This is a genomic window from Bradyrhizobium sp. AZCC 1588, assembly GCF_036924735.1.
GTDB lineage: Bacteria > Pseudomonadota > Alphaproteobacteria > Rhizobiales > Xanthobacteraceae > Bradyrhizobium.
Genome location: NZ_JAZHSC010000001.1, coordinates 5,923,096 through 5,942,815, shown reverse-complemented (window position 1 = coordinate 5,942,815; position 19,720 = coordinate 5,923,096). Strand labels below are relative to the sequence as shown.

General features: G+C 59.2%; 13 protein-coding genes. 9 read left to right on the top strand and 4 right to left on the bottom strand.

Features of this window, described 5'->3' with window-relative positions; translation table 11 throughout:
* Positions 1 to 97 precede the first annotated feature (97 nt).
* Positions 98 to 1,246 (bottom strand): nucleotidyltransferase family protein, encoded by a 1,149-nt coding sequence (locus V1277_RS27550; protein ID WP_334419015.1) that lies wholly within the window; start codon positions 1,244 to 1,246, stop codon positions 98 to 100.
* 547 nt (positions 1,247 to 1,793) lie between these two features.
* Here V1277_RS27550 and V1277_RS27545 point away from each other — a divergent pair.
* Both V1277_RS27545 and V1277_RS27540 read left to right on the top strand, forming a co-directional pair.
* Complete coding sequence (locus V1277_RS27545) at positions 1,794 to 2,342, top strand: hypothetical protein (RefSeq protein WP_334419014.1); 549 nt, start codon at positions 1,794 to 1,796, stop codon at positions 2,340 to 2,342.
* Positions 2,343 to 2,388: 46 nt separating this feature from the next.
* Entirely contained in the window at positions 2,389 to 5,007 is a 2,619-nt protein-coding gene (locus V1277_RS27540) for a DUF2235 domain-containing protein (RefSeq protein WP_334419013.1), read from the top strand.
* 39 nt (positions 5,008 to 5,046) lie between these two features.
* On the opposite strand, the gene rlxS is transcribed toward V1277_RS27540, so the two are convergent.
* Complete coding sequence (rlxS, locus tag V1277_RS27535) at positions 5,047 to 7,014, bottom strand: relaxase/mobilization nuclease RlxS (protein ID WP_334419012.1); 1,968 nt, start codon at positions 7,012 to 7,014, stop codon at positions 5,047 to 5,049.
* A gap of 579 nt (positions 7,015 to 7,593) precedes the next feature.
* Between rlxS and V1277_RS27530 the strand changes: the two genes are divergently transcribed.
* The 3 genes from V1277_RS27530 to V1277_RS27520 are packed head-to-tail and all read left to right on the top strand — an operon-like array spanning position 7,594 to position 12,241.
* Positions 7,594 to 8,436: a hypothetical protein gene (locus tag V1277_RS27530; RefSeq protein WP_334419011.1), complete on the top strand. Its 843-nt coding sequence runs from the start codon at positions 7,594 to 7,596 to the stop codon at positions 8,434 to 8,436.
* A 42-nt stretch (positions 8,437 to 8,478) separates the two neighbouring features.
* Complete coding sequence (locus tag V1277_RS27525) at positions 8,479 to 11,247, top strand: caspase family protein (RefSeq protein ID WP_334419010.1); 2,769 nt, start codon at positions 8,479 to 8,481, stop codon at positions 11,245 to 11,247.
* Entirely contained in the window at positions 11,186 to 12,241 is a 1,056-nt protein-coding gene (locus V1277_RS27520) for a hypothetical protein (RefSeq protein WP_334420551.1), read from the top strand. Before V1277_RS27525 ends, V1277_RS27520 begins: the two co-directional genes overlap by 62 nt.
* Positions 12,242 to 12,574: 333 nt before the next feature.
* Here V1277_RS27520 and V1277_RS27515 read toward each other — a convergent pair whose 3' ends face one another.
* Together V1277_RS27515 and V1277_RS27510 are read right to left on the bottom strand one after the other, a co-directional pair.
* Positions 12,575 to 15,628, bottom strand: a complete 3,054-nt coding sequence (locus V1277_RS27515) for a DNA/RNA non-specific endonuclease (RefSeq protein WP_334419009.1) — start codon at positions 15,626 to 15,628, stop codon at positions 12,575 to 12,577.
* 149 nt (positions 15,629 to 15,777) lie between these two features.
* Complete coding sequence (locus V1277_RS27510; protein WP_334419008.1) at positions 15,778 to 16,176, bottom strand: hypothetical protein; 399 nt, start codon at positions 16,174 to 16,176, stop codon at positions 15,778 to 15,780.
* Positions 16,177 to 16,309: 133 nt separating this feature from the next.
* On the opposite strand from V1277_RS27510, the gene V1277_RS27505 reads away from it, so the two are divergent.
* From V1277_RS27505 to V1277_RS27490, 4 genes are all read left to right on the top strand, one after another.
* Entirely contained in the window at positions 16,310 to 17,296 is a 987-nt protein-coding gene (locus tag V1277_RS27505) for a DUF3616 domain-containing protein (RefSeq protein ID WP_334419007.1), read from the top strand.
* Between the two features lie 22 nt (positions 17,297 to 17,318).
* Complete coding sequence (locus V1277_RS27500) at positions 17,319 to 18,158, top strand: S1/P1 nuclease (protein ID WP_334419006.1); 840 nt, start codon at positions 17,319 to 17,321, stop codon at positions 18,156 to 18,158.
* Between the two features lie 58 nt (positions 18,159 to 18,216).
* Positions 18,217 to 19,011, top strand: a complete 795-nt coding sequence (locus V1277_RS27495; protein WP_334419005.1) for a hypothetical protein — start codon at positions 18,217 to 18,219, stop codon at positions 19,009 to 19,011.
* Positions 19,012 to 19,271: 260 nt separating this feature from the next.
* On the top strand, positions 19,272 to 19,712 hold the full coding sequence (locus V1277_RS27490; RefSeq protein WP_334419004.1) for a hypothetical protein: 441 nt from the start codon (positions 19,272 to 19,274) through the stop codon (positions 19,710 to 19,712).
* Positions 19,713 to 19,720: the final 8 nt, after the last annotated feature.

Below are 19,720 nucleotides of genomic sequence, written 5' to 3'. Positions count from 1 at the left end.
TGCCGATCATGATGATCTCGTAAGAATGAACTGAGGACTAACCCACAGTTTGTCGCGTTTTGATATCTACCCCAGGAAGCCGCGGCCGGAGTTCTGGCTATTTGGGACCGGGCTTGGAGGTTTGCTCTTTGGCGGGCTCCTCTGCGAGGTCGTAGTTCTTGGGATCCGAGCCGAGTTCGGTCACGCCCTTTGAGAGCTCTGCTCGCAAGGAGGCTTGGAAGTCGTCGTCATAGGTCGCGATACTCTGGCGGATCGCAGCCCTCCAATGATCGCCGCGATCCCATGCTTCCGTAAACGCGGAAGCCAGATCGGCGTGCTGCCGGTTCGCGATCATTGCCTCGATGATGGATCTGGCCTGAAGCCGGTCCTTCGAGCTTTTTGCGGCCGCGTCGCGATCCTCCTTCCGGCGCGATCCGATAATGAGCTTGTGGATGGCGTACCGTTCCGGTGATGGGATGAGGACCGGCACGCCCGGACCATGCAAGAGGACCGCGCGTATCGGCTGGTAGATCAGGAAGTCGAGGAAGCGCAGCGGGAACGCCGCTGCCCCGCCCAACGCGGGCATTGGGACTGGCTTCCCCGCTTGATCGTCAGACCACTGGTTCGGCGTGAGGAATTCCACTTTGAAGTTGTCCCTCGAGACGAACTGGGTGGAAACCCGTCCGTCGCTTTGGCTAGGAACCTCGCGAAAGGTGGGATCGACCTGTCGAAGCACCTCGAGGATGGGCGGGATGGAGTCCCCGATGGCCACCGAGATTTCGTGGAATTGCGCAAAGTCGGCGTCGCCTGTCTGCATGGCAACCGCGTCAAGGCGTGTACCGAGTACGGCGGAGTAACACTGGTAGGCAACGGTGCCGACGAGCACTCCCCGCAAGCGAAAGAACCCGGCCTTCGCCAGTTGCTCCACCACTTGGCCAGTCACCTGCAGGGGACGAGGCAGATAGGCCTCGCGCGTCAAGGTGGAGACGAGACGGCGACGTCCTTTCAGATCTGCCTTCAGATCCTTGAACGCCTCGACTCTCTTGGTGATTTCGGGATCGTCCACCGGACCGACGTAGCGGCGATCCTGGGCGCCGCCTTCTGGCTTGGGCGTGTCGAAGTACCAATACTTCTTGCCCTTGACCTCCACGGCCACGAATCTGCCGTTCGAGGAGAACTCGGAGGTGAAGCTCTCGTCGAGGCCACGCTGGACCAATTCGGAGTAGAGGGTCTGGTAGGTGATATCGAGGCGTTGGTTCGCCGCCATAGCAGGCCTCCTGCTATACTATTTTCGCGGAAATAGTATAGCTACCGGAACTTAGGGAGCAAGGAAGTTATACTAAAATCGCTAAAATAGTATAACCATTAGTATTTTCAATCTCTTATAAGAACAAAAAGAGCCTTACCGAAAAATGAATTGGCTCCAGCAAGCCCCCGCGTCTAGCGTCCGATACCGCGCTTAATACCGATCCGATCAAGATATGCCCTCCCCGCCGACGCTGCCGGTGACCAATTGCCTGCGCGCTTTTTCCCGGCCGCCAACGGACTAGGGCGAAGCCTGGACTAAAAAAGATCGCCGAGACCCTCGCGGTACAACCGATGAGTGACAGGGCAACCTTAACCCAGCGAAGAAAATGCCCACAGAAAGTTTTGGCAACGGCGAGTATTAGCATAGTCAAACAACCTGCAAGCGTGCAAACATCAGCCCTATTGGGGCCGATACGCATGTGCCAAGCGCGCCGAAGAAGCGAGGCTAGGCAGTTGCGCAACAAGCCGAAACATTTCTAATCAAGACTGTTGAGCCAGGAATTTTCATGGCGAAGATCGTCGTTCTGTTTGTACTGACGTTCATATTGACGCTCGCGCTCAAGTTTGTTGTAGCGCCGCGGTACGGCAAAGACGTCGAGGCACGCTTTCTGGAGCATTTGAAGGACATTCCCTCGCAAAGCGAGGTACTCAGCGAGGCTTCCCTTCGTCGGTGGCTCACTGACAAAACGCAGACCGAAGCTATCAGCGGATACGTCGTTCCCGTCCTGTTTCCCCTCGACATACTTTTCCTTATTTGCCTTGGGCTTTTTCTCGGATTTGCCTCGCTCGCATTGGCGGAGCGACTGGCATTGCTCTCGGGCCTCCCGATTTGGATCTGGTGGATCTTGCCAGTTTGCTACATGGCCACCGACATCTTGGAAGACTCCACTATCGCAGCCATTTTCAAGTCTTTTGTTCCCCTCACTGCGGAATCTTTCCGCCTGCTGAGTATCCTCACCGCCATCAAGATCGCATCCGTCACTGCCGCGATCGGTCAGGTCGCCCTACTAGGCGGACTGAACGCGCTGTCGTTTTTCTTAGGCAAGTCGATTTGAGCCGGCGCTTTGCGCCCGACTGAATTGTCAATTGTAGCCGTTTCGTTTGGAGGAGCCGATGGCCAAAAAGATTATTCTGCTTTCGGATGGCACTGGGAACTCCGCAGGCAAGGTATGGCGCACCAACGTATGGCGGGTGTTTCAGGCGCTGGAGCTGAAAGGTCCGAACCAAATCGCGATCTACGACGATGGCGTCGGGACATCGTCCTTCAAGCCGCTCGCCATCCTGGGCGGTGCGTTCGGCTACGGCCTGAAACGCAACGTGCTGAACCTCTATAAATTCCTCTGCCGCAACTACCGGCCTGGTGACAATATCTACGCCTTCGGATTTAGCCGCGGCGCTTTCACCATCCGCATCGTCGTGGGTCTTGTCTTGAACCAGGGGCTTGTCAAGTTCGCCAATGAAACCGAACTCGATAAGAAGGCACGCGCGGCCTATCGCGCCTACCGACACGACAAGTATCCAGTCTGGAATTTGCAATATCCGTTTCGGCTCGCGCGCTTCTGGCTCGACAAGCTGTTCTACGTGTCATGCGAGCGGCCGATCGACAGTATTGAGTTTGTGGGCGTCTGGGACACAGTTGCCGCCTACGGCTTGCCGATTGACGAGATGACGCGCGGCGTCAGTGAATGGATCTGGCCGCTCGAACTACCGAATCAGGAATTTAACAAGAAGATCGTGAAGGCGCGGCACGCACTTGCAATCGACGACGAACGCGCAACCTTTCATCCGGTTCTTTGGAATGAGAACGAGACAAACACCGAGCCGAGCGGTACGAGCCGCTCGACCAGCGACGAACAGCTGCTGCAGGTGTGGTTTGCCGGCGTGCACTCGAATGTCGGCGGTGGATACCCTGACGACTCGCTGGCCAATGTCTCGCTTGCCTGGATGATGGCGGAGGCGAAAGAAGCCGGTCTTGTCTTCAAGGATATGCCGGACGATGAACCCGACGCGTTGCTGAGCACGGATTCGGCAAAGGACAAGGATGGACGGCTCTACGATTCGAGAAGCGGCCTTGGTGGCTATTACCGATACAGCCCACGAAAGATCACCGACTTTTACGAGGCGATGCCGGTTACACTCGACAAGGATGGCAAACATCACCCGCGCCGCCTGCCCAAGATCCATGACGCGGTTTTTGGCCGAATAAGGATGGGCGCGCATTTCTATGCGCCGGTCGGATTTCCAAAGGACTATGAGGTCGTCAAGTCAACCGACGCCGCGGTGACTTACTCGGCAGCAGGGCCGGCGATCTCCAACGTCATCTCAACGATCGAGCCCAATTCCAAAACGATCGCGGAAGGCGAGCAGGCGAGCGCCCGACATGCCGCCCAGGAAGCGATCTGGGACATCGTCTGGCGAAAGCGGGCGATCTATTTCTTGACCGTTTTCGTGACGGGTTATCTTCTGCTCTATCCGCTCCTGAGAGACAGCTATGTCTTTCAGGAACTTCGGACTCCGCTTCGGATGGTTTCCGATACTATCCGCCTGGTCGGCTCGGTGCTCCCAGGACTCGCCTCCCGCTGGATTGACGCCTATGCCCGCGACCCGGCATGGTTCCTGATCTGGGCGGGTCTCGTAGCCTTCCTGATCTGGATCGGCGTCCGTCTCGGGCAGTCGATCAATGATCGGATGAGGCTGTTGTGGAGTGAGTATCTACCGGCGACGAACGCGCCGCCCGAGCCGAAGATGCCGTGGGTTGCCTCACCCTTTCAGAGCATTCTGTTTGTTGGTGCCATTGCCTATGTGCTGTTCTACCCGATGCTTGGCAGCATATCCGGCCTCGGCTGGTTGGTGCTGCCCGGGACTTGGAACGACATTCTACTCGCCTATACGGCGGAGCCGGTCCGCTTCGTTCTAAGCGCGTTTCTCATTTTCTATTTCTTGCCTGGGGCACTTGTCCGAAAACTCAGGCAATCGGCGATCTATCAATTCCTCCTGCGAGGCTTCAAATACTACATTGCGCCTGCCGCGTCCGCGCTCGGCATGCTGTACTTGGCGCTTGCGTTCGGTAGCCATTATCTGTTCTCGATACGTGACTCGTTTGGGAGCTTCTGCCCCGAAACTCGGGGGCTCAATGCCAACCATAACGGGTTCAAGAGTGTCGGCGGTAAGCGGCAGGCCGAGTTGGTCTTCGATACTTCTGACGACGCCGCCAACAAACCGAATAATCTTTGTGTGTCGACCGGCGTATTTCTGGAGACCGGTGTTCGATATCGCATCGTTTTCGCGCGCCTTCCCGAGGTTGAGACCGATCCGACTTCAGGCAAATGGACATTCTTTGGCGAGGATTCTTACATGGGAGGCCAGCCGGTATCCCATCTGTCCGGGTGGAAGTCCGCCATCATGACGTTGTTGTTCCCATTTCGCAGGAGCTTTGACCGCCCATGGGGCAACATCGTTCTGCGGATCGGCTCGAAGGGCAATGAGGAGGACTTCCTTGACCGTGCTCCGCCAAGGCAGAGCGACAGTCTACTCCCGGACGAGAAGGACTTTGCCGTCCCCGATAAGCCAGAGACCCTCGGCGAAGGGCTGACGCCCAAGCGGGATGGCGAATTGTTCGTCTACCTGAACAAACCGGTGGTCGGGCTATGGGGCTATGAGACGTGGCTGAGTGACCGGATCGGAACCACGGGGCGCGCCAAGATATTGATCGAAAGGTAGCGGAGCAAGACTGACACTGCTGCTGTGCGAGATCCGTTGTCAGCGCGCAAGGCCGCGCTTGGTTCCGATCGACCAGGAAATCCCCTCGCCGCCGACGACACCGGTGATCGCCTGCCCCTTGGCCCGCTCAAGCACTGGACGCCACGGTACAAGGCTGAAGTCGCGCGCGCGCTCGATCAGGGCGAAGCGGCCGCTGCTAAGCGTCAGCATGCGACGATAGGCGCCTGTGATCCGGTCGCCCGGTTTGATCTCGGCGTAATCAAGGCCGGTCTCGCGCGTGACGCGCGCGCCGACCTCGGCTAGTTCCCGCCGCTCCAGCGTTTGAAGAAGATTGCGCGCGTAAGCGATCCGTCCGCCCTGCTCGCGCGCAAGGCCTTGCCCCAGCAACCACTGGCGCCGCAAACGAAGGGCGCCCTCGAATTCCGATCCCAGCCCCGTCGATGCGATCATCTCCGGCGATCTGGCAACGAGTTGTTTGTCGAGCCAGGTCGCGCCGGACGCGCCGGGCAATTCGTCGAGGCTCTGCCAGGATAGCACCGTGATCCGCGCCGGATTGCGCGACCGCTGCGCGGCCTCGAACTGAGCTGCCCGTTCAAGATGATCCGCACCAACAGACCAGTCGCCGCTACTTGAGCGCTCGACTAGGTCTTGCCGTCGCATGGCTTCCAGCCGGCGGACATGCGCCTGAATGTACTCCCCGGAGGCCTTCGGATCGAACTCCCGATGCAGATCGGCGCTGTAGACGCCATGGTTGCGGCCAGCGACGTCGGCGACGGTCCGGTCGACGTCGCGCGGGCTGACGTCGCGTGCGCGAACCTCGACGATAGTATTTCGGACGAGGGGTTCGTCGGTAGCCTGCCGGACGCCGAGGTCGACGTAGTGGGTTCGCCCATCGATCCCGTCTACGATCACGTATCGGCGGTCGTGCAAGTCGTCGGAGACCCCTTCCGCGACCAGCCGCCCGATCACCCGCTCGGCGCCGGAATGGCCATCGAAGATCACATGCTCACCGGCCGCACGTTGGATTCCGGCGGCGGTCAGATCGCTATGCATCATCTTGATGATGTCGCCGCGCTCGCCCATCCGCCGCAACGCCGGCTCCATCTCCGGCACGATCCGCCACACGCCGGGCGCGGTCTCCTCAGCTAAGCCCATTTGCTCCAGCGCGCGCAGCCGTCCCATACGCATTGCGTGCCGCGCCGGATGGCGCTCAGGTTTGGCGGCAAGCCTCAAGGCACCCTCAGCCGCGTCCCGCAGGATGGCACGATCGAGCCGCGTGAACCGCTCGGCGCCGACTTCGTTTTCAAGCTTGCGTATTGCCTCCAGCTCGCTCTCAGGTCCCAACTCGCGGGTGATGAGCTCGCTGGCCCGCGCGCGGATGCCATGGGCGATGTAATCGCAAGCGATTACAAGATCCTTGCCCTGGTCGTCCTTGCCGCGCATCACAATGTGGCTGTGCGGATGACCGGTGTTGAAGTGATCCGCCGCCACCCAATCAAGCCGGGTGCCGAGGTCGGCCTCCATCTGCCGCATCAGGTCGCGCACGAACGGCTTGAGATCGGCAAGCTCATTGCTGTCTTCCGGGGCGACGATGAACCGGAACTGGTGGCGGTCTTGCTCTCCCCGCTCTGCGAATGCCTTGCCATCGGCTCGATTGCTCCGGGCGTCATACAACTCGCCAGGATCGCCTTCACGGGTGACGCCGTCTCGTTGGACGTAGCGCAGATGCGCTCTGACGGCACCATTGTCGCCCACCTTGATGCGGACAATGCGCGCCTTGATGACCACGCGGCGCGCACCGGCCGGACGTCGGCTCGCGGAGACCGTTCCCTGGGCATGACCGCGGCCAATCCGCGAACCGATGAAAGCCGCGCTACGGCGTGGCCTTCCTGCGCCAGCTTTCGCCGCGATCTTGCGCACGCGTTTGATATAGCCGACGGCCTTGCGGCCGCGGCGGTTACCGATCCGTCCGAGCCTGACCCTGAATTCATCGTCGTTGTCCGACATCGCCGCTCTCCGCCTTCGCGCCGGAGCATGTGCGTGCTCTCCCGCCTGGCCGCAAGACGCAGACGTGTTTCGTCAATCGCGCCAAGGCGCTGCTGCCTCTTTGGCGACAACGCTGTTAAGGCTGCCGACAAATCCTGGATGTTCAGACAACGACTTAGGCGCAATTAGGCGCCAGTACTTTTATCTTGCCCTCCCGATCTTCCTCGTGGGTTATTGGCCCATCTTAGGTATCGGAATGCTGATTAAGGATGGATTGAAGGTTGACCATCGTTGCCGCGGGACCAAATCCGACCGGATCGTTGCACCATCTCCTTCGCTTTTTTCCGCGCGTGCTTTCGAACAATCTGAGCATGAAGGATCTGCTCGACCCTCGAGACCGGCCATTTGGCTAGGCCTAAAGAGGGTTGCCGCAAGATAGCGGAGTTGGTTCAAGAACCCCGATATTTTCGTTTTCTCCGCTACTTTGGCGAGTAAAGATGCGCTAAGAAAGGACACGTCAGATCGTCTTGCGAAGCGCGGATCAGATGCTGTCACCTGGGCGCGTGTCAGAGACAAAGACATAGGCGCAGGAGAAACTTCGTGAGCCAAGTCGTCTGCATTCACGGCATCGCGCAGCAACTCAAGTCGCGCGAGTCCCTTCTCGCTGAATGGGCTCCTTCTCTCTGCGGAGGGGTTTCGAACGCGGGCGGAAATCTTGATCCCGCTGACGTGGATATGGCGTTCTACGGCATTCTGTTCCGGGTGCCAGGCTCCAAGGACGCCGCGCAAATACCCGCTTACAAGCCTGGCGATCTGGACGATCCTCTGGAGATCGCTCTGGCGGAAGAAATGTACGCTGTCATCCGTAGCCAATCCGAGCCAGGAAGCGATGAGCCGACAAAGGCTGGAGAGCGGACTGTTGCGCACCTCCTGCAAGCGATCGCCAAGACGCCGTTTTTTGGCAATGTGTCGCAGCGTGTCGTGATATGGTTTCTCAAGCAGGTCCGGCGCTACGTCACAGAACCGAAAATCCGCCAAGACGCGCAACAGTCGTTGATCGAACGCATCGGCGCCGATACGCGCGTCGTCGTCTCTCACTCCCTTGGAACTGTGGTGGCCTACGAAACACTTTGTGCACGGCCTGACTTGCCCGTGCGCACATTGATTACGCTCGGGTCACCATTGGGCATCCCCGCGCTCTTGCCGCGCCTTGCGCCCCCGGTTGGCCCTGGCACCGCACAATGGCCGGACGGCCTGAAGAATTGGGTGAACATTGCCGATCAGGCCGATCTCGTCGCGTTGCGCAAAGAGCTTCGGCCGGTGTATGGCGACCGGTTGCTGGACCAGATCGTTCACAACGGCGCCACGATGCATAATGTGTTGCCTTATCTCACGGCGAAGCAGACTGGACGTGCGATTCTTGAAGGCCTTGCTGGAAAGTAACACCCGTGCCAGCGAGGCGACACGGATTGATCGAGTGCCAACATGCCACTGATTACCGAGGCGCCTGAGTCTGCCCGTCGGCATGCCCTTGTGATCGGGACAGCTACCTATTTGGCTGGCTGGGATGATATCGGTCAGGGCGTGCGAACCGAAATGGCGGCCGCAAAACGCCTGTGTCTTCAGTTCCTAAGCTATCAATCGAAGACCTTTGCAGAAATCCACGATCCTGACTCTACTTTATCGAAAGAAGTTGCCGTCTGGCGCGCGAATATTAGCCCGGGTCCAGATGACTGGATCCTCGTCTATTACACCGGCCATGGGGTTGAGAGGGGTGGCGCGCTTCACCTTATAACGCGAGACGTTCCCACGAACATGGTTGAAGCCGCACCGACCGCGCAGACGCTGGTATCAGCGTTGCTTGGCGGTGATAAAATGCCGGGCCACGTGCTGCTCGTGCTCGACACTTGCTACTCCGCCACGGCGCAATTCGATGCCATGGGACAAGCCACGCGCCTGCGCGAAGCTGCTGGCGGCCGTGCCCGAGGAGCCGATTTTCATCTGATCACAACGACCCGTTCGGTTGAAACGGCCGTCGTTGGTCATTTCATGCAAGCGCTGAGCGACGTCATCACAAACGGGCGAGCTGCAGGAGCCGGCGAAGAATTCGTCCAGCTAAGCACGGCAATTGAACGGGTGAATCAGCTGCTGAGCCAAAGGGGCGGACAGCGCGCCAGTTACTCAGGCGCCGGTGAGACTGCGTTACGTTTCTTGCCCAATCCCGGTTGGGTTCCAACCCTCAGGCTCAATATGGGGCGGGAGGAAAGGCGCCGCGTGCTCTACAGCATTCAAGCCCATGCGCTCCGCGCTCATTGGGATCCCCGCGCGCGCGGTGTGTCGACCGAACGTGATCCCGGCTGGTTCTTTACGGGCCGGGGAAACGCGATGCGCCACTTGATACGGTGGACGACTGCCGGTGTCGGCGGTCTCATTGTGAAGGGCCGGCCGGGCTCTGGCAAATCCGCCGTCCTTGCCCGGCTTGCGACGCTTGCCGACCCTGATCAACGCGAAGCAGCGCTGAAGGCTGGTGCGCTGGACGACATCTCCGAAGACGAAATACCGCCTCTTAACGTCATCGACGCGGCCATTCACGCGCGGGCCAAGGATCCCGCAAGGATCGCGCTCGAGATCGGAACCGCGCTGAATCTGGAGCTCTCAGGCACCGATGCGGAAGTCGCTACCGCGAACGCCCTGGCTGCCCGCCCGGAACGCACAGTCCTCCTCATCGATGCTCTCGACGAGGCCATCAACCCGAATGACGTTGCGCTCTTTCTGCGTTCATTGCTCCAGGGGGCCATCAATCTGGTCTTGATTGTTGGACTCCGCGAGAGTGGTGAGCGATCGGGCCAGCTCACGGAACGGCTAGGCCGGCGTTTTGATCCAATCGACCTTGATGGCGCGCAATGGCGCGAACCCAACGATATGGTCCGCTATGTTGAGCGCTATCTGCGCGCGACGCCCGACTCAACTTATGCCGATATGGAACCGGATCCCCTGTCTACCCTTGCCGACGCGATTGCGTTACGCGCCGGCACGTCGTTCCTCGTCGCTAGTGCAACGGCTCATGCGCTCGCCGCTCGAGCGACGATCGTCGACCCAGCGAAGCTCAAGATGCCCGCAAGCGTTGGCGAGGCCTTCGAGCTTGATTTAACGCGCTTCACGGGCACCGCCGGTAAGCAGCTTCGGCAAATACTCACGGCGCTTGCTTGTGGTGAAGGCCGTGGCCTTCCCGCACCAGAATGGATTGCCATCGCAAGAGCGTTATCGGACGGGGATACTACCGCGGCTGATATCGATCGCTGGATTAACGATGCCGGCTTCTACATCGTGGCTGACAGTGAGTTCCAGACGCCGGTACGCCGCCTCTATCACGAAGAGTTCGCCACATACCTGCGCGGCGACACCAACCCTCAGTGCGAAGCAGACGTGGCAACTGCATTGGTGAGTTGCATGCCAGGTCCGGATTGGAACGCCGCGAGTTCCTATGTGCTAGCCTACTACCCTAAGCACCTCTGGCGCGCGGCAAGAGCCCGCGAACTATCCGAGCTTGCGTCATCAACGGCCTGGGCGAAAGCGAAGCGTGAGCGCTTTGAAGATCCCACCCTGATCCTTTCTGACCTCGATCTCGCAATAGACATTGCTCGGCGAGCCCAGCCGCCCGACCTGCAGACAATCATTCGCGCCTGCATGATACACGTCGGCTTCGTGACGACAGCGCCTCCGATTGTCATTGATGTTTTGGCCGGAGTTGGCCAACTCACCCGCGCTGAATTGATGGCAGAGGCCATCCAGTTTCCACTTGATCGTTGCCAAGCCTTCTCCTTTCTGGCGGCACGCTACGCCAAAGCCGGTCAATACGGGCGCTCGCACGCCTGCGTACGCGCCGCCGAGCAGGCCGCGCGGTGCATTCACGGCGGGTTCCAGAGCCTAGCGTTTTATTGGGTGCTGCGCGCGGCCCGTGCCATCGGCCAGGCCGAGCCGGAACGGCGCATACGTGACGCGGTGCATCTCACACTTGGTGAGTTGGCGGAGGCTTTCGTAAAGGGTGAGGCAAGCGACCAATTGCCGACCGGGATAATGACGAGAGAAGCCGCCGCAAAAGTGTGGGGACCGCAAACCGGGCGACTAGACACAAAGTTTATTCTTCCTCACTGGTTGTTTTGGGCTGCCATGTGCCTGCGCGAGCTTGCTGATGCTGACGGCCTCGTGCGCATTCGCGATAATTCTCAGGGCGTCACGGCCGTTCGGAAATAATTTGGCCCTGCAAACCGCTGCTGTTTCGGGTGACGTTGAATATCTTCGCGCCGTTGAGCTTTCTGGTTTCGTTAAGCCAGGCAATTTGGCACTCGCACTCGTCGAAGCCAATCTTGTGCCCGAGTTCGACGCGTTGCACGCTGCAGGGGCCTTTGCGCACCCCGGACCTGAGGACGCTGCTAAGCGTTTCGCTTGGGCATTAGCCCGACGGGGAGATTTCGAGAAGGCGCTCGAAATAAGCGCCACTATTAGCGACGATCCCGAAGAGGAGGCACGTGCCCTGTTCCATGTCGCCGAAACCGCCCGGGTAGCAGGGAATTCCGAAGCGCTCAAGCGCGTTGTCGATCAGGTTCATAGGCTTCGTGGCAAGCTAATTGTCGAGCACGGCGTTAACATTCATCTTCCGTCCAAAAGCACGATGATGCCGGAAGCCGCCATCTTCGCGCGCGCTCCCGCAAAGAAGGCGAAGGGTGTGCCCACGGGATTTTTCGTCGAGCAGTGGCGAATCGAGAGCTGGATCGCGGCAACATTGCTTCTGGCCGATGAAACCGAGCGCGCGACTGACATAGCTGAGACCGTCTGTAGTTTCGTCATTGTTCCGTCCGAGCAAACGAGCTTGGCCTTGGCGACCCCGCGAACAGCATATCTCAAGGGGCATGTGCAGTTGCACTCGGCGAGCGGCCCGGATGAGGGTCTTCAGGAACAAGTCCTTGAGGTCGCCGAACTGCAAGGAACAACAGTGGCGCGCGGGTTTCTCCATTCGCAGAGCGCGAGTGCAAACAGCCAGGCGCAAATCTTGGCGGCGCTCGCGCGCCGTGAGCGCGATCCAGTGCTATGGCTCGATGCGCTCATCGTCAGTCGCGCTGCCGGCCCAGTCACCCTGCGCGACATACTCGACGAAGGGGAGATCATATTGTCGCAAGCTGAAGACGACCCAACCTCGACTTACCTCCTCGCACAGCTGCGGGAGTCCATCGCGCGGTACGGTAGCTAGCGCTGGCCCGGAAATGGTGCCCAAGAAACGAGAATGAGCGACAAGCCGTAGAGTTGTCATTCATTCAGGCTCCATACGCCTTCTCGGCATGCACCTTTGACTCCGGTTCCAAAGCGGAGCGGTACATCCAGAATATCGCAATCGCAAGACCGGTCCGGAGCAACGTGAGCCTAACGAATTAAGGGTGCGGTTGCTTCGGGAAACCCTCCCCGTCCGCGAGGCTCATGCATCCCTTCCGGTTTGGTGCATCCCATCCAGAGCTACCAACTTGGCTGGTCTTGAGACATCCAAACCTCTCTAGCCACGTCTACCGTTTGCCGCTGTCACGCTAGATCAGCGCTCGTCTTCATTCGTTCTTAGCTGGCCGGACCACTCGCAGAACACCCTGCAGCCAAGGAGATAAAGGATGAGAATGAGCGCAGCTATGATGGGGGCGCCGAGCATACCCAAGGCCGGCACTAGTTGAACGAGATACGCCCCGAGTGTCAGGCCCCCGGCGCCCACGACGGTTTCCGGCGTGGGCGCTTTACCGAGCTTGCTGACTTTCTTGAAGGCGTCATCGACCATCTTGCGGATCTCGCGATCGCCGCAGATGTAGTCTCGCAAGACCTTCATCAGCAATGCGAAGAACCCGCTCTCATGCTGCGCCTCGAGCGCGAGCTGATAGGGATCCGACATGGTCATTCCACGCTCCGATAACTGATCGACCAGCCATTCGAGCCGTTTCCTCGCTTCCGGGTTCATCTCGCCAGCCGATTTGAACTCCTGCGGCGGTTTGAGCTGCCACTCACGGTATGCCGATGTGCGGCGAGACCTCGTTTTCAGTTCTGAAGATACCGCAAACGGCTCCTTGAGCAGCACACCAACGAGCCTTCCCACACGGCGAGCTGCCTTTTCCTTGTCCTTTTCCGCAATGATTTCTTCCAGGCTCTGGTGGTACTCTTCCCTGGCAAGCTCTTCCAGCTGCGCAAAGCCTGTTTTGATGATTTCCTCACTTGAAATCGAAGTAGCGCTTTGACTGGGAACGGTGAACGTCTCAGCGAGGCCCTCGCGACGGGTAGCAGGCGCGACGGCTGCTGGATGACCCGTCGAACTAGGCTCGGTCGAACGGATCACGACGTCCGACACACTTGTGATCTCAATTCCTTCGTCGTCCAGGCTCTCCCGTGCGTCGCGCTGCGGCATTTGATCCCAATCGGTGACCGGGCCGAAGCTGATGTCGAGATCGCGTTCGATCTGGCTGACGCGCTTCTGTCTTATCGAGAACCGCCCCGGATCGATGGCCTCCTCTCGCAAATTCTCGATCAGGTCACGCTGGCTGAGAACGAAGCCGATTGCGCCAGGTGGCTCGTTCCGGTCGCGCCAGATTACGATCTTGAAGAACGCCCAGGGTATGAGGGCGTCGTCCAACTTCTTGTCTCGATGGCCAAAAATCGGACCATTGAAGATGGACAGGCGCCTCTGTTGGCCGCCTTGCTCCGATATGAAATTCTCCAGGTCTCCCCACAGATCAAGGGCTGCGCCCGTGAATTCGGTCGATTGATTGAGCAGATAGTGTTGCGGAGCGGCATTGGTGTAGTGGAACGTATCCCAGTTCGCCGCCAGGGCGTCATCCTTGTTACTCCCCCATGCGGCATCGTCACGGCGGGTAAGGTGACCCTTATCGTAGTCGTTGTCGTCGTAGTATGGCGCCCCGAGCTGATGCTCGGGATCGATGCGCGGATCACGGCGCCACGACTTGTTGCCTTCGTCACGCCCAACCGTTTCCGGCGCGTTGAAATTCACGTTGCAGGCCGAGAAGTAGGCAAGCCGGCGCTCTTCGTTCATGATGATGCTGAAGCGATGATAGCGAAGCTCGAACGTATCCCGTGGGCGCGCCGGCCGTGGTATTCGCAAGGCGTGTCCGAAGCGCGGACGCGTTTTCATGACAGGAAGCGGGACAGTGGTGCCGAGAAACCGCCGGTCATAGCCATCGCGGTCGGCATATTCTTCCGGCTCAAGCCTCTCCTCGAGGATTTCGGCCCGCAGACCTGGGCTTCGGATAGGCGCCTGCGGCGCCTCCAAACGTCCAGCCGGGCGGCGCGGCTCGCCAATCGAGACTGATATTCGAAGCGGCACCTCGAGTTCAGCCATTGGTGCGATAGCCTGCTGGTCAATAATCGTGGCTCGCCCTTCTTGAAGCCGAGCCGGAAGTCGGCGGCTGGTCGGCTCGGCAACCTCGTGGGGTTCGATTACCTCTCTGCCAACGTCGGTGGCTGCCGGCGGCGGTGTCTTGGCCAGTACGGGTTCTAGTAGCGCCTTCTGCTGCGGCGGTAGCTGCAACTGGCTAAGCGCTGCCACCAGCGACGAGACGCGGATACCTTCGTTGGCGCGCCAGGCAATTTCGGAAGGAGACTGGGCACGTTCGTCCCAAACATGGCCTTCCTTATCCAGCCAGCGTCCGTCGGCGTCCTCGACCGGCACGCCCGTGTGATGAAGAGCGACGACTTCCCACTGGTCATTGAGGACTGGGGAGCCCGACGAACCCTTCTCGGTATCGGCCTCGTAATGCAGAAACGGACCAAGGGAATTGGCTTCCTGGCTGCTGGTTGCAAGATCGAGCAGCTTGTTATCCCGAACCACGACCTCTTTCTCGCGGCCGAGAGGATGCTGGACGATGTTGACGAAGTCATCCGGGTTGACGGCGATCTTTCCCTGGGCATCGTTGAGAGTAAACCAGCCATATTGCTCGATCGCCGCGCCCTGATTGCTCTTCGCGGCAGCGGCTACGATCGCGAAGTCAAGGCTGCGATCATTCAGAAACAGCCGATCCGGCTCGAACGCAAATAGCTGCGGTTGGGGATTAGGCGCATAGCGATTCTGTTCATAGTCCATCTGAATGAAGCTGGCTGCGGCCTGCTCCTGCGAACGAAGCACATGCTCATTTGTCAGAACGATGCCGCGCCCGATCAGAAAGCCCGTCCCGCGAGCTCGCAGGCCCCGACCCGTGTCGATCAGAATCCGGCCCACGCGACGGCTTGCCTGAATGCCGCGCGCCAAGAACTCGACAGATAGGAAATTACGAACGCCGAGGACGACCTCTTGCACGAGTTGTTCGCTGATGTCTTCCGCCGCTAGTGGCGTTGGCCGCTTGATTAGTTCCTGCAGAATGGGGTTATCGGGAGACCGGCCCTCGCCTGTCGTCTTGCGCACTTCTTCGATAAGCCTGTTTAGTCGGAGCGCCAGCCGTGGGGGCGTATCTGCCGCGAGTGCATACCCCTCTTCTACTGCTTTGGACTTCTGGTTTCGAATTTCCGTTCGCTCGCGCCAGCGCTTGGCCGCTTCCGATGCCCGCTCTCGCAAGGCCGCATCAAAGTCAGTATCATTGTCCATTTCTGCTGCCATCATCATCGCTCCCAAAGAGGCTTTCTACCGATCGCTTGTGAGGTGCCAAGGACTCTCGTGAGAGGCGCTGGTAGTGGCGACGGGCGCTCGGCATTCGACATCCGGATAGTTCAAGGGGCCACTGCTGCGGACCGCGATCTTTGGCGAAGAATTCAGACCGGGCTACCACCCGCGTCGCGAATTACCCGTCGAACCTCGGCCGGCGTCTCCGTGACGTATTGACGGTAACCCATGATCTTGATTGACGATTTTGCCCCACTCTGTCTTTGCCCAGGGGTTATTGGCAGCGGCCCTACCGCGTTAAGCGCATCAAACCAGATCTTTGAGCCGTCCATGGTGGTTGGGCTGGTGAACGAGGAGAGGCCCGCTTTCACGAGGGACGCCACTCGGTCAATGGGCTCCAAGACGAGTTGCATGATGTCCCAATCCACTCGTGTTTGAGGGTTGCCGCCTTCATCTCCCTTTTCGCCGGAAGTAGTCCGACGCGCACGAACAACACGGTTGGGGTCGATGCTGACAGTGGTGCCGTCAGGCGCAGTCAACGTAATCATCATCCAGATCCTAAATGCATTTAAAAACTAATGGTTGTGAAAACCAGTATTCGATGTATCCTAGAAAAATACAACCATTACATATGCTGACCTGAGGATTGCCGTGACGCGCTCTTTGATAGCTGCGCCCTTGATGGCGGCAGCCCTTTTCCTTGCCGGGTCGGTCTTCGGTACGACGTCGTGTGTGGCAAAGGAGCAGGAGAGCTGGCCGGTCAAGCGCAAGCTTCTGGGCAAGCAGGGCAAAAAGTCAAAGGACGTGAGCGGCATTGCCTGCAAGACCGACCGTGATTTTCCCCGCTCCTGCCTTGTGATCGATGACAATCTGCAAGACGCCCAGTTCGTGAGGGTAAAGGATGGCGAGCTCGTTGCTGGAAGGCCGGTGAAGCTCACCGACAACACGTTCAAGGGAGAACCGCTCGAGCTTGACGGCGAAGGCGTCGCCTTTGCCAAGGGGCGTTACTACGTGATCGGCTCACACGGCCACCCCCGCGACAAGCAGTACGAGCTCGATCCCAAAAGGGATGACGAGAAGATCAGGGCGCGCATTTTCGCAAGCAGCCAGATCGTCCGCTTTCGACCAGCCGGCGACAAGGCAATTGACATCGAGCGATCGGCGAGGCTCAAGGAGGTCTTCGCGTCGGACCGGGACCTCGCGCCCGTTGTGGACCAGCGGCTTGAAGAGAACGGCTTGACGGTCGAGGGAATTGCGATCAAGGACGATCGCCTGTTTGCGGGACTCCGTGGGCCCGTGCTGGATGGCAATCGTGCCGTTGTGGTCGCTGTCGACATCGACATGTTGTTCGGGGGTACGGGGACCGCTCACCGACTTTTCCGTCTTTCCCTTGGCGAGGGACGCGGCGTTCGTGACCTTGCAAGCTTTGGCGAATTGATCCTAATTCTTGCGGGACCGGTCGCAGATGGCCCGGGTAGCTACGCCGTCTATTCCTGGGATGGCGATAGCGAAAACGTCAAGCTACTGTCTGAACTATCCTTCAGTCGTTCTAGAAAGCCGGAAGCTCTTCTGCCTCTGGAAAAACGCGGCTCCAAGCTACGCGTCCTGATCGTGTTCGATGGCGACAAAGAAGGCGCTCCGACCCCGGTCAATGTCGCGGCGCCCTGATGCACCACTCCTGAGGATTCACATGAGACTGCTTTATTTCATTGCAGCCGCACTCCTGGTTCAGGCCGACGCCGCGCTGGCGTGGGGCCAGGAAGGCCATTCGATCGTCGCCGAAGTCGCGGCACGCCGCCTCGACCAAGCAACATCTGACAAGGTACGTGTCCTCCTGAAAACCGAGATTCCGTCCGACCTTCAAGACGGTCAGGTCTCGCTTGGATCTATTGCAAGTTGGGCGGACGATTATCGCGCCGAGCACGACGAAAGCCGTAACTGGCACTTTGTGAACATCCCCTTCGAGCGAGGCACCTACGATCCTCAAATCGATTGCAGGATGGATTCTAGGTATGGGGACTGCATCATCAACGCCATCGAGCGGCAGCGCACAATCCTGGCTGATTGCGCAAAAGCACCAGCCGAACGCGCCGCCGCACTCAAGTTCCTTGTTCATTTCGTGGGCGATATCCACCAGCCGCTGCATGCAGCCGAGCGGAACGGCGACCACGGCGGCAACGACGTTGTCGTGACTTTCTTCGGGAAGAGCGCGAAGCTGCACGCGGTCTGGGACAGTGAAATCATCTTGCGCACCGTTTATGCCTGGGGCGCCTATGTCACCCGCATTGAAACCAAATGGCTGCCCGGGCGGGACCTCTCGGGATTGGACGGCGGCACATCGGTCGATTGGGCACTTGAATCCCACAAATTTGCACGCGACGTGGCTTATGACCTCCCCGACGGCGCCATTCTTGAGATGAACTACTACAACAAGGCGCTTCCCATCGTGGACCGTCAGCTCGCCGTTGCCGGACTAAGGCTCGCACGGATGTTGAAGGACGCCTTGAAGCCTACGGCGTCCTGTCCATGATCAGCCTTCACTTTGGGGGATCGAGATGAAGCTGACACATCTTGTTCGGTTCGCTCCCTTGTTCGCGCTGCTGGCGCTCACTGGCACGGAGGCGCTGGCGGAGAGCACGGAATGTTCTCAGAACTCATTCTGTTACTGCGTGCATGATGACCTGAAAACGGTCATTTCCACACGTGTCGATGAGATTCGCGCGCGGATCGCAGCTCAGCGCGCGCAAGGTAAAGCGATCGGCTATCTCAGCATTCCGATCTCGACGGTTGCGGGCAGCTATTTCGGTGTCAATGCCAAGGTGGCCTTCCGAACCAAGGAGCGCGTCGAGGAACGTTTTGGGGTCCGCTCGTTGTGGCTGTTGAACACCGCGGCCAGCGAGTTCTCGCTGCCTCGTTCGGCCTCGGGAGCCGACTATATGTTGATGTGGACCCGCGTTCTTGAAGGCAGCGACGGTCTCGGGCGCGATTTCGATTTTGTCTACTTTGCGGGTCCGGCGGACTTTGCCGAGTTCTTCTCCTTGGACGGGCGCGGTGACCTTGAGAAGCTGGAACAGTACTACGATGGCCTACGAAAGACCGACCCTGGCCTTGCTTCCGTGAACAGGACCGATTTCCGCAACTATTACGGCCTTCGGGCGTCCGTCGCCTTCAGCTTTGGTTCTCACGACGAGTGGAACATCGTGCGCAAGATCAACGAGCGGCGGAAGGAGAAGAAGGACGGCGACGAAAGTTTTGGAATGGCCAAGCAGCTTGCTGTCATGTTCAACGGTTCGGCTGTTGCGCCGGGACTTTTCGAAGCGGCAACAGCACCTGGAAATGAAGGGCAGTGTCCGGTCCCAAAACAGGATAGCGCGCGAAAGTAGGACGGGCGGATCCTCCTCTTCCGCCCGGGTCTGACGTCATCGTTGATGCTACACAGCTCCCGCCAGGCTATGGGTCAAGGTCAATCCGGAAATCATGGTAGCTCGAATGGCACAAATCAGGACGAAGTCAGCTGAGCCACCCGAAGACCGCATTTGCACGCCTTCAGATGAAGGGCTATCCTTCATAACTATGGCCACCTTCGTGCCTAGAACTTGCTCGGAATTCCGCCTGTCATTCGAACGGGACTAGTGAGGCTTTCATGGAGCTCTTGGCATCTACAGCCATCAGTCTGATATCGCCGTACCTCGTGAAAAGCGCAGAGGAGTTTGCCAAAGCTGCGGGAAAGGACGCCTACGAGGCCGCCAAGAGGCTGTGCGACCGCCTGGCGAGTTGGTGGTCTTCCGATCCGGTAGCGTCCGCAGCCGCAGCCGCCATCAAGGAGGCGCCGGAGCGGAATGGGAAGTTGCTGGGGCAAATGCTTGCATCGGCGCTTGAGCAAGACAAGGCGTTGGCCGAAGACGTTCGGCAGCTCTTGGAAGGCTTTGGGCCCACCGTGCAAATCGTGCAAAAGATCGAGTTCGGTGAAGGAGTGACCGGTGCACGGATCGGCCAGCTCATCTCAGGCTCCTTTCGGGTGGAGCAAAACATCAAGGACGGCAAGAACATCACCGGTTTCAGCGCGGACCGCGTGGGCCGATAGCCGACCTA

What these genes read in the sequence shown, in the direction of transcription:
- V1277_RS27515 (WP_334419009.1), bottom strand. Translation starts at nt 15,628, where the DNA reads ATGATGGCAGCAGAAATGGACAATGATACTGACTTTGATGCGGCCTTG.
- rlxS (WP_334419012.1), bottom strand. Translation starts at nt 7,014, where the DNA reads ATGTCGGACAACGACGATGAATTCAGGGTCAGGCTCGGACGGATCGGT.
- V1277_RS27505 (WP_334419007.1), top strand. Translation starts at nt 16,310, where the DNA reads ATGGCGGCAGCCCTTTTCCTTGCCGGGTCGGTCTTCGGTACGACGTCG.
- V1277_RS27500 (WP_334419006.1), top strand. Translation starts at nt 17,319, where the DNA reads ATGAGACTGCTTTATTTCATTGCAGCCGCACTCCTGGTTCAGGCCGAC.
- V1277_RS27545 (WP_334419014.1), top strand. Translation starts at nt 1,794, where the DNA reads ATGGCGAAGATCGTCGTTCTGTTTGTACTGACGTTCATATTGACGCTC.
- V1277_RS27520 (WP_334420551.1), top strand. Translation starts at nt 11,186, where the DNA reads ATGCTGACGGCCTCGTGCGCATTCGCGATAATTCTCAGGGCGTCACGG.
- V1277_RS27525 (WP_334419010.1), top strand. Translation starts at nt 8,479, where the DNA reads ATGCCACTGATTACCGAGGCGCCTGAGTCTGCCCGTCGGCATGCCCTT.
- V1277_RS27550 (WP_334419015.1), bottom strand. Translation starts at nt 1,246, where the DNA reads ATGGCGGCGAACCAACGCCTCGATATCACCTACCAGACCCTCTACTCC.
- V1277_RS27490 (WP_334419004.1), top strand. Translation starts at nt 19,272, where the DNA reads ATGGAGCTCTTGGCATCTACAGCCATCAGTCTGATATCGCCGTACCTC.
- V1277_RS27510 (WP_334419008.1), bottom strand. Translation starts at nt 16,176, where the DNA reads ATGATTACGTTGACTGCGCCTGACGGCACCACTGTCAGCATCGACCCC.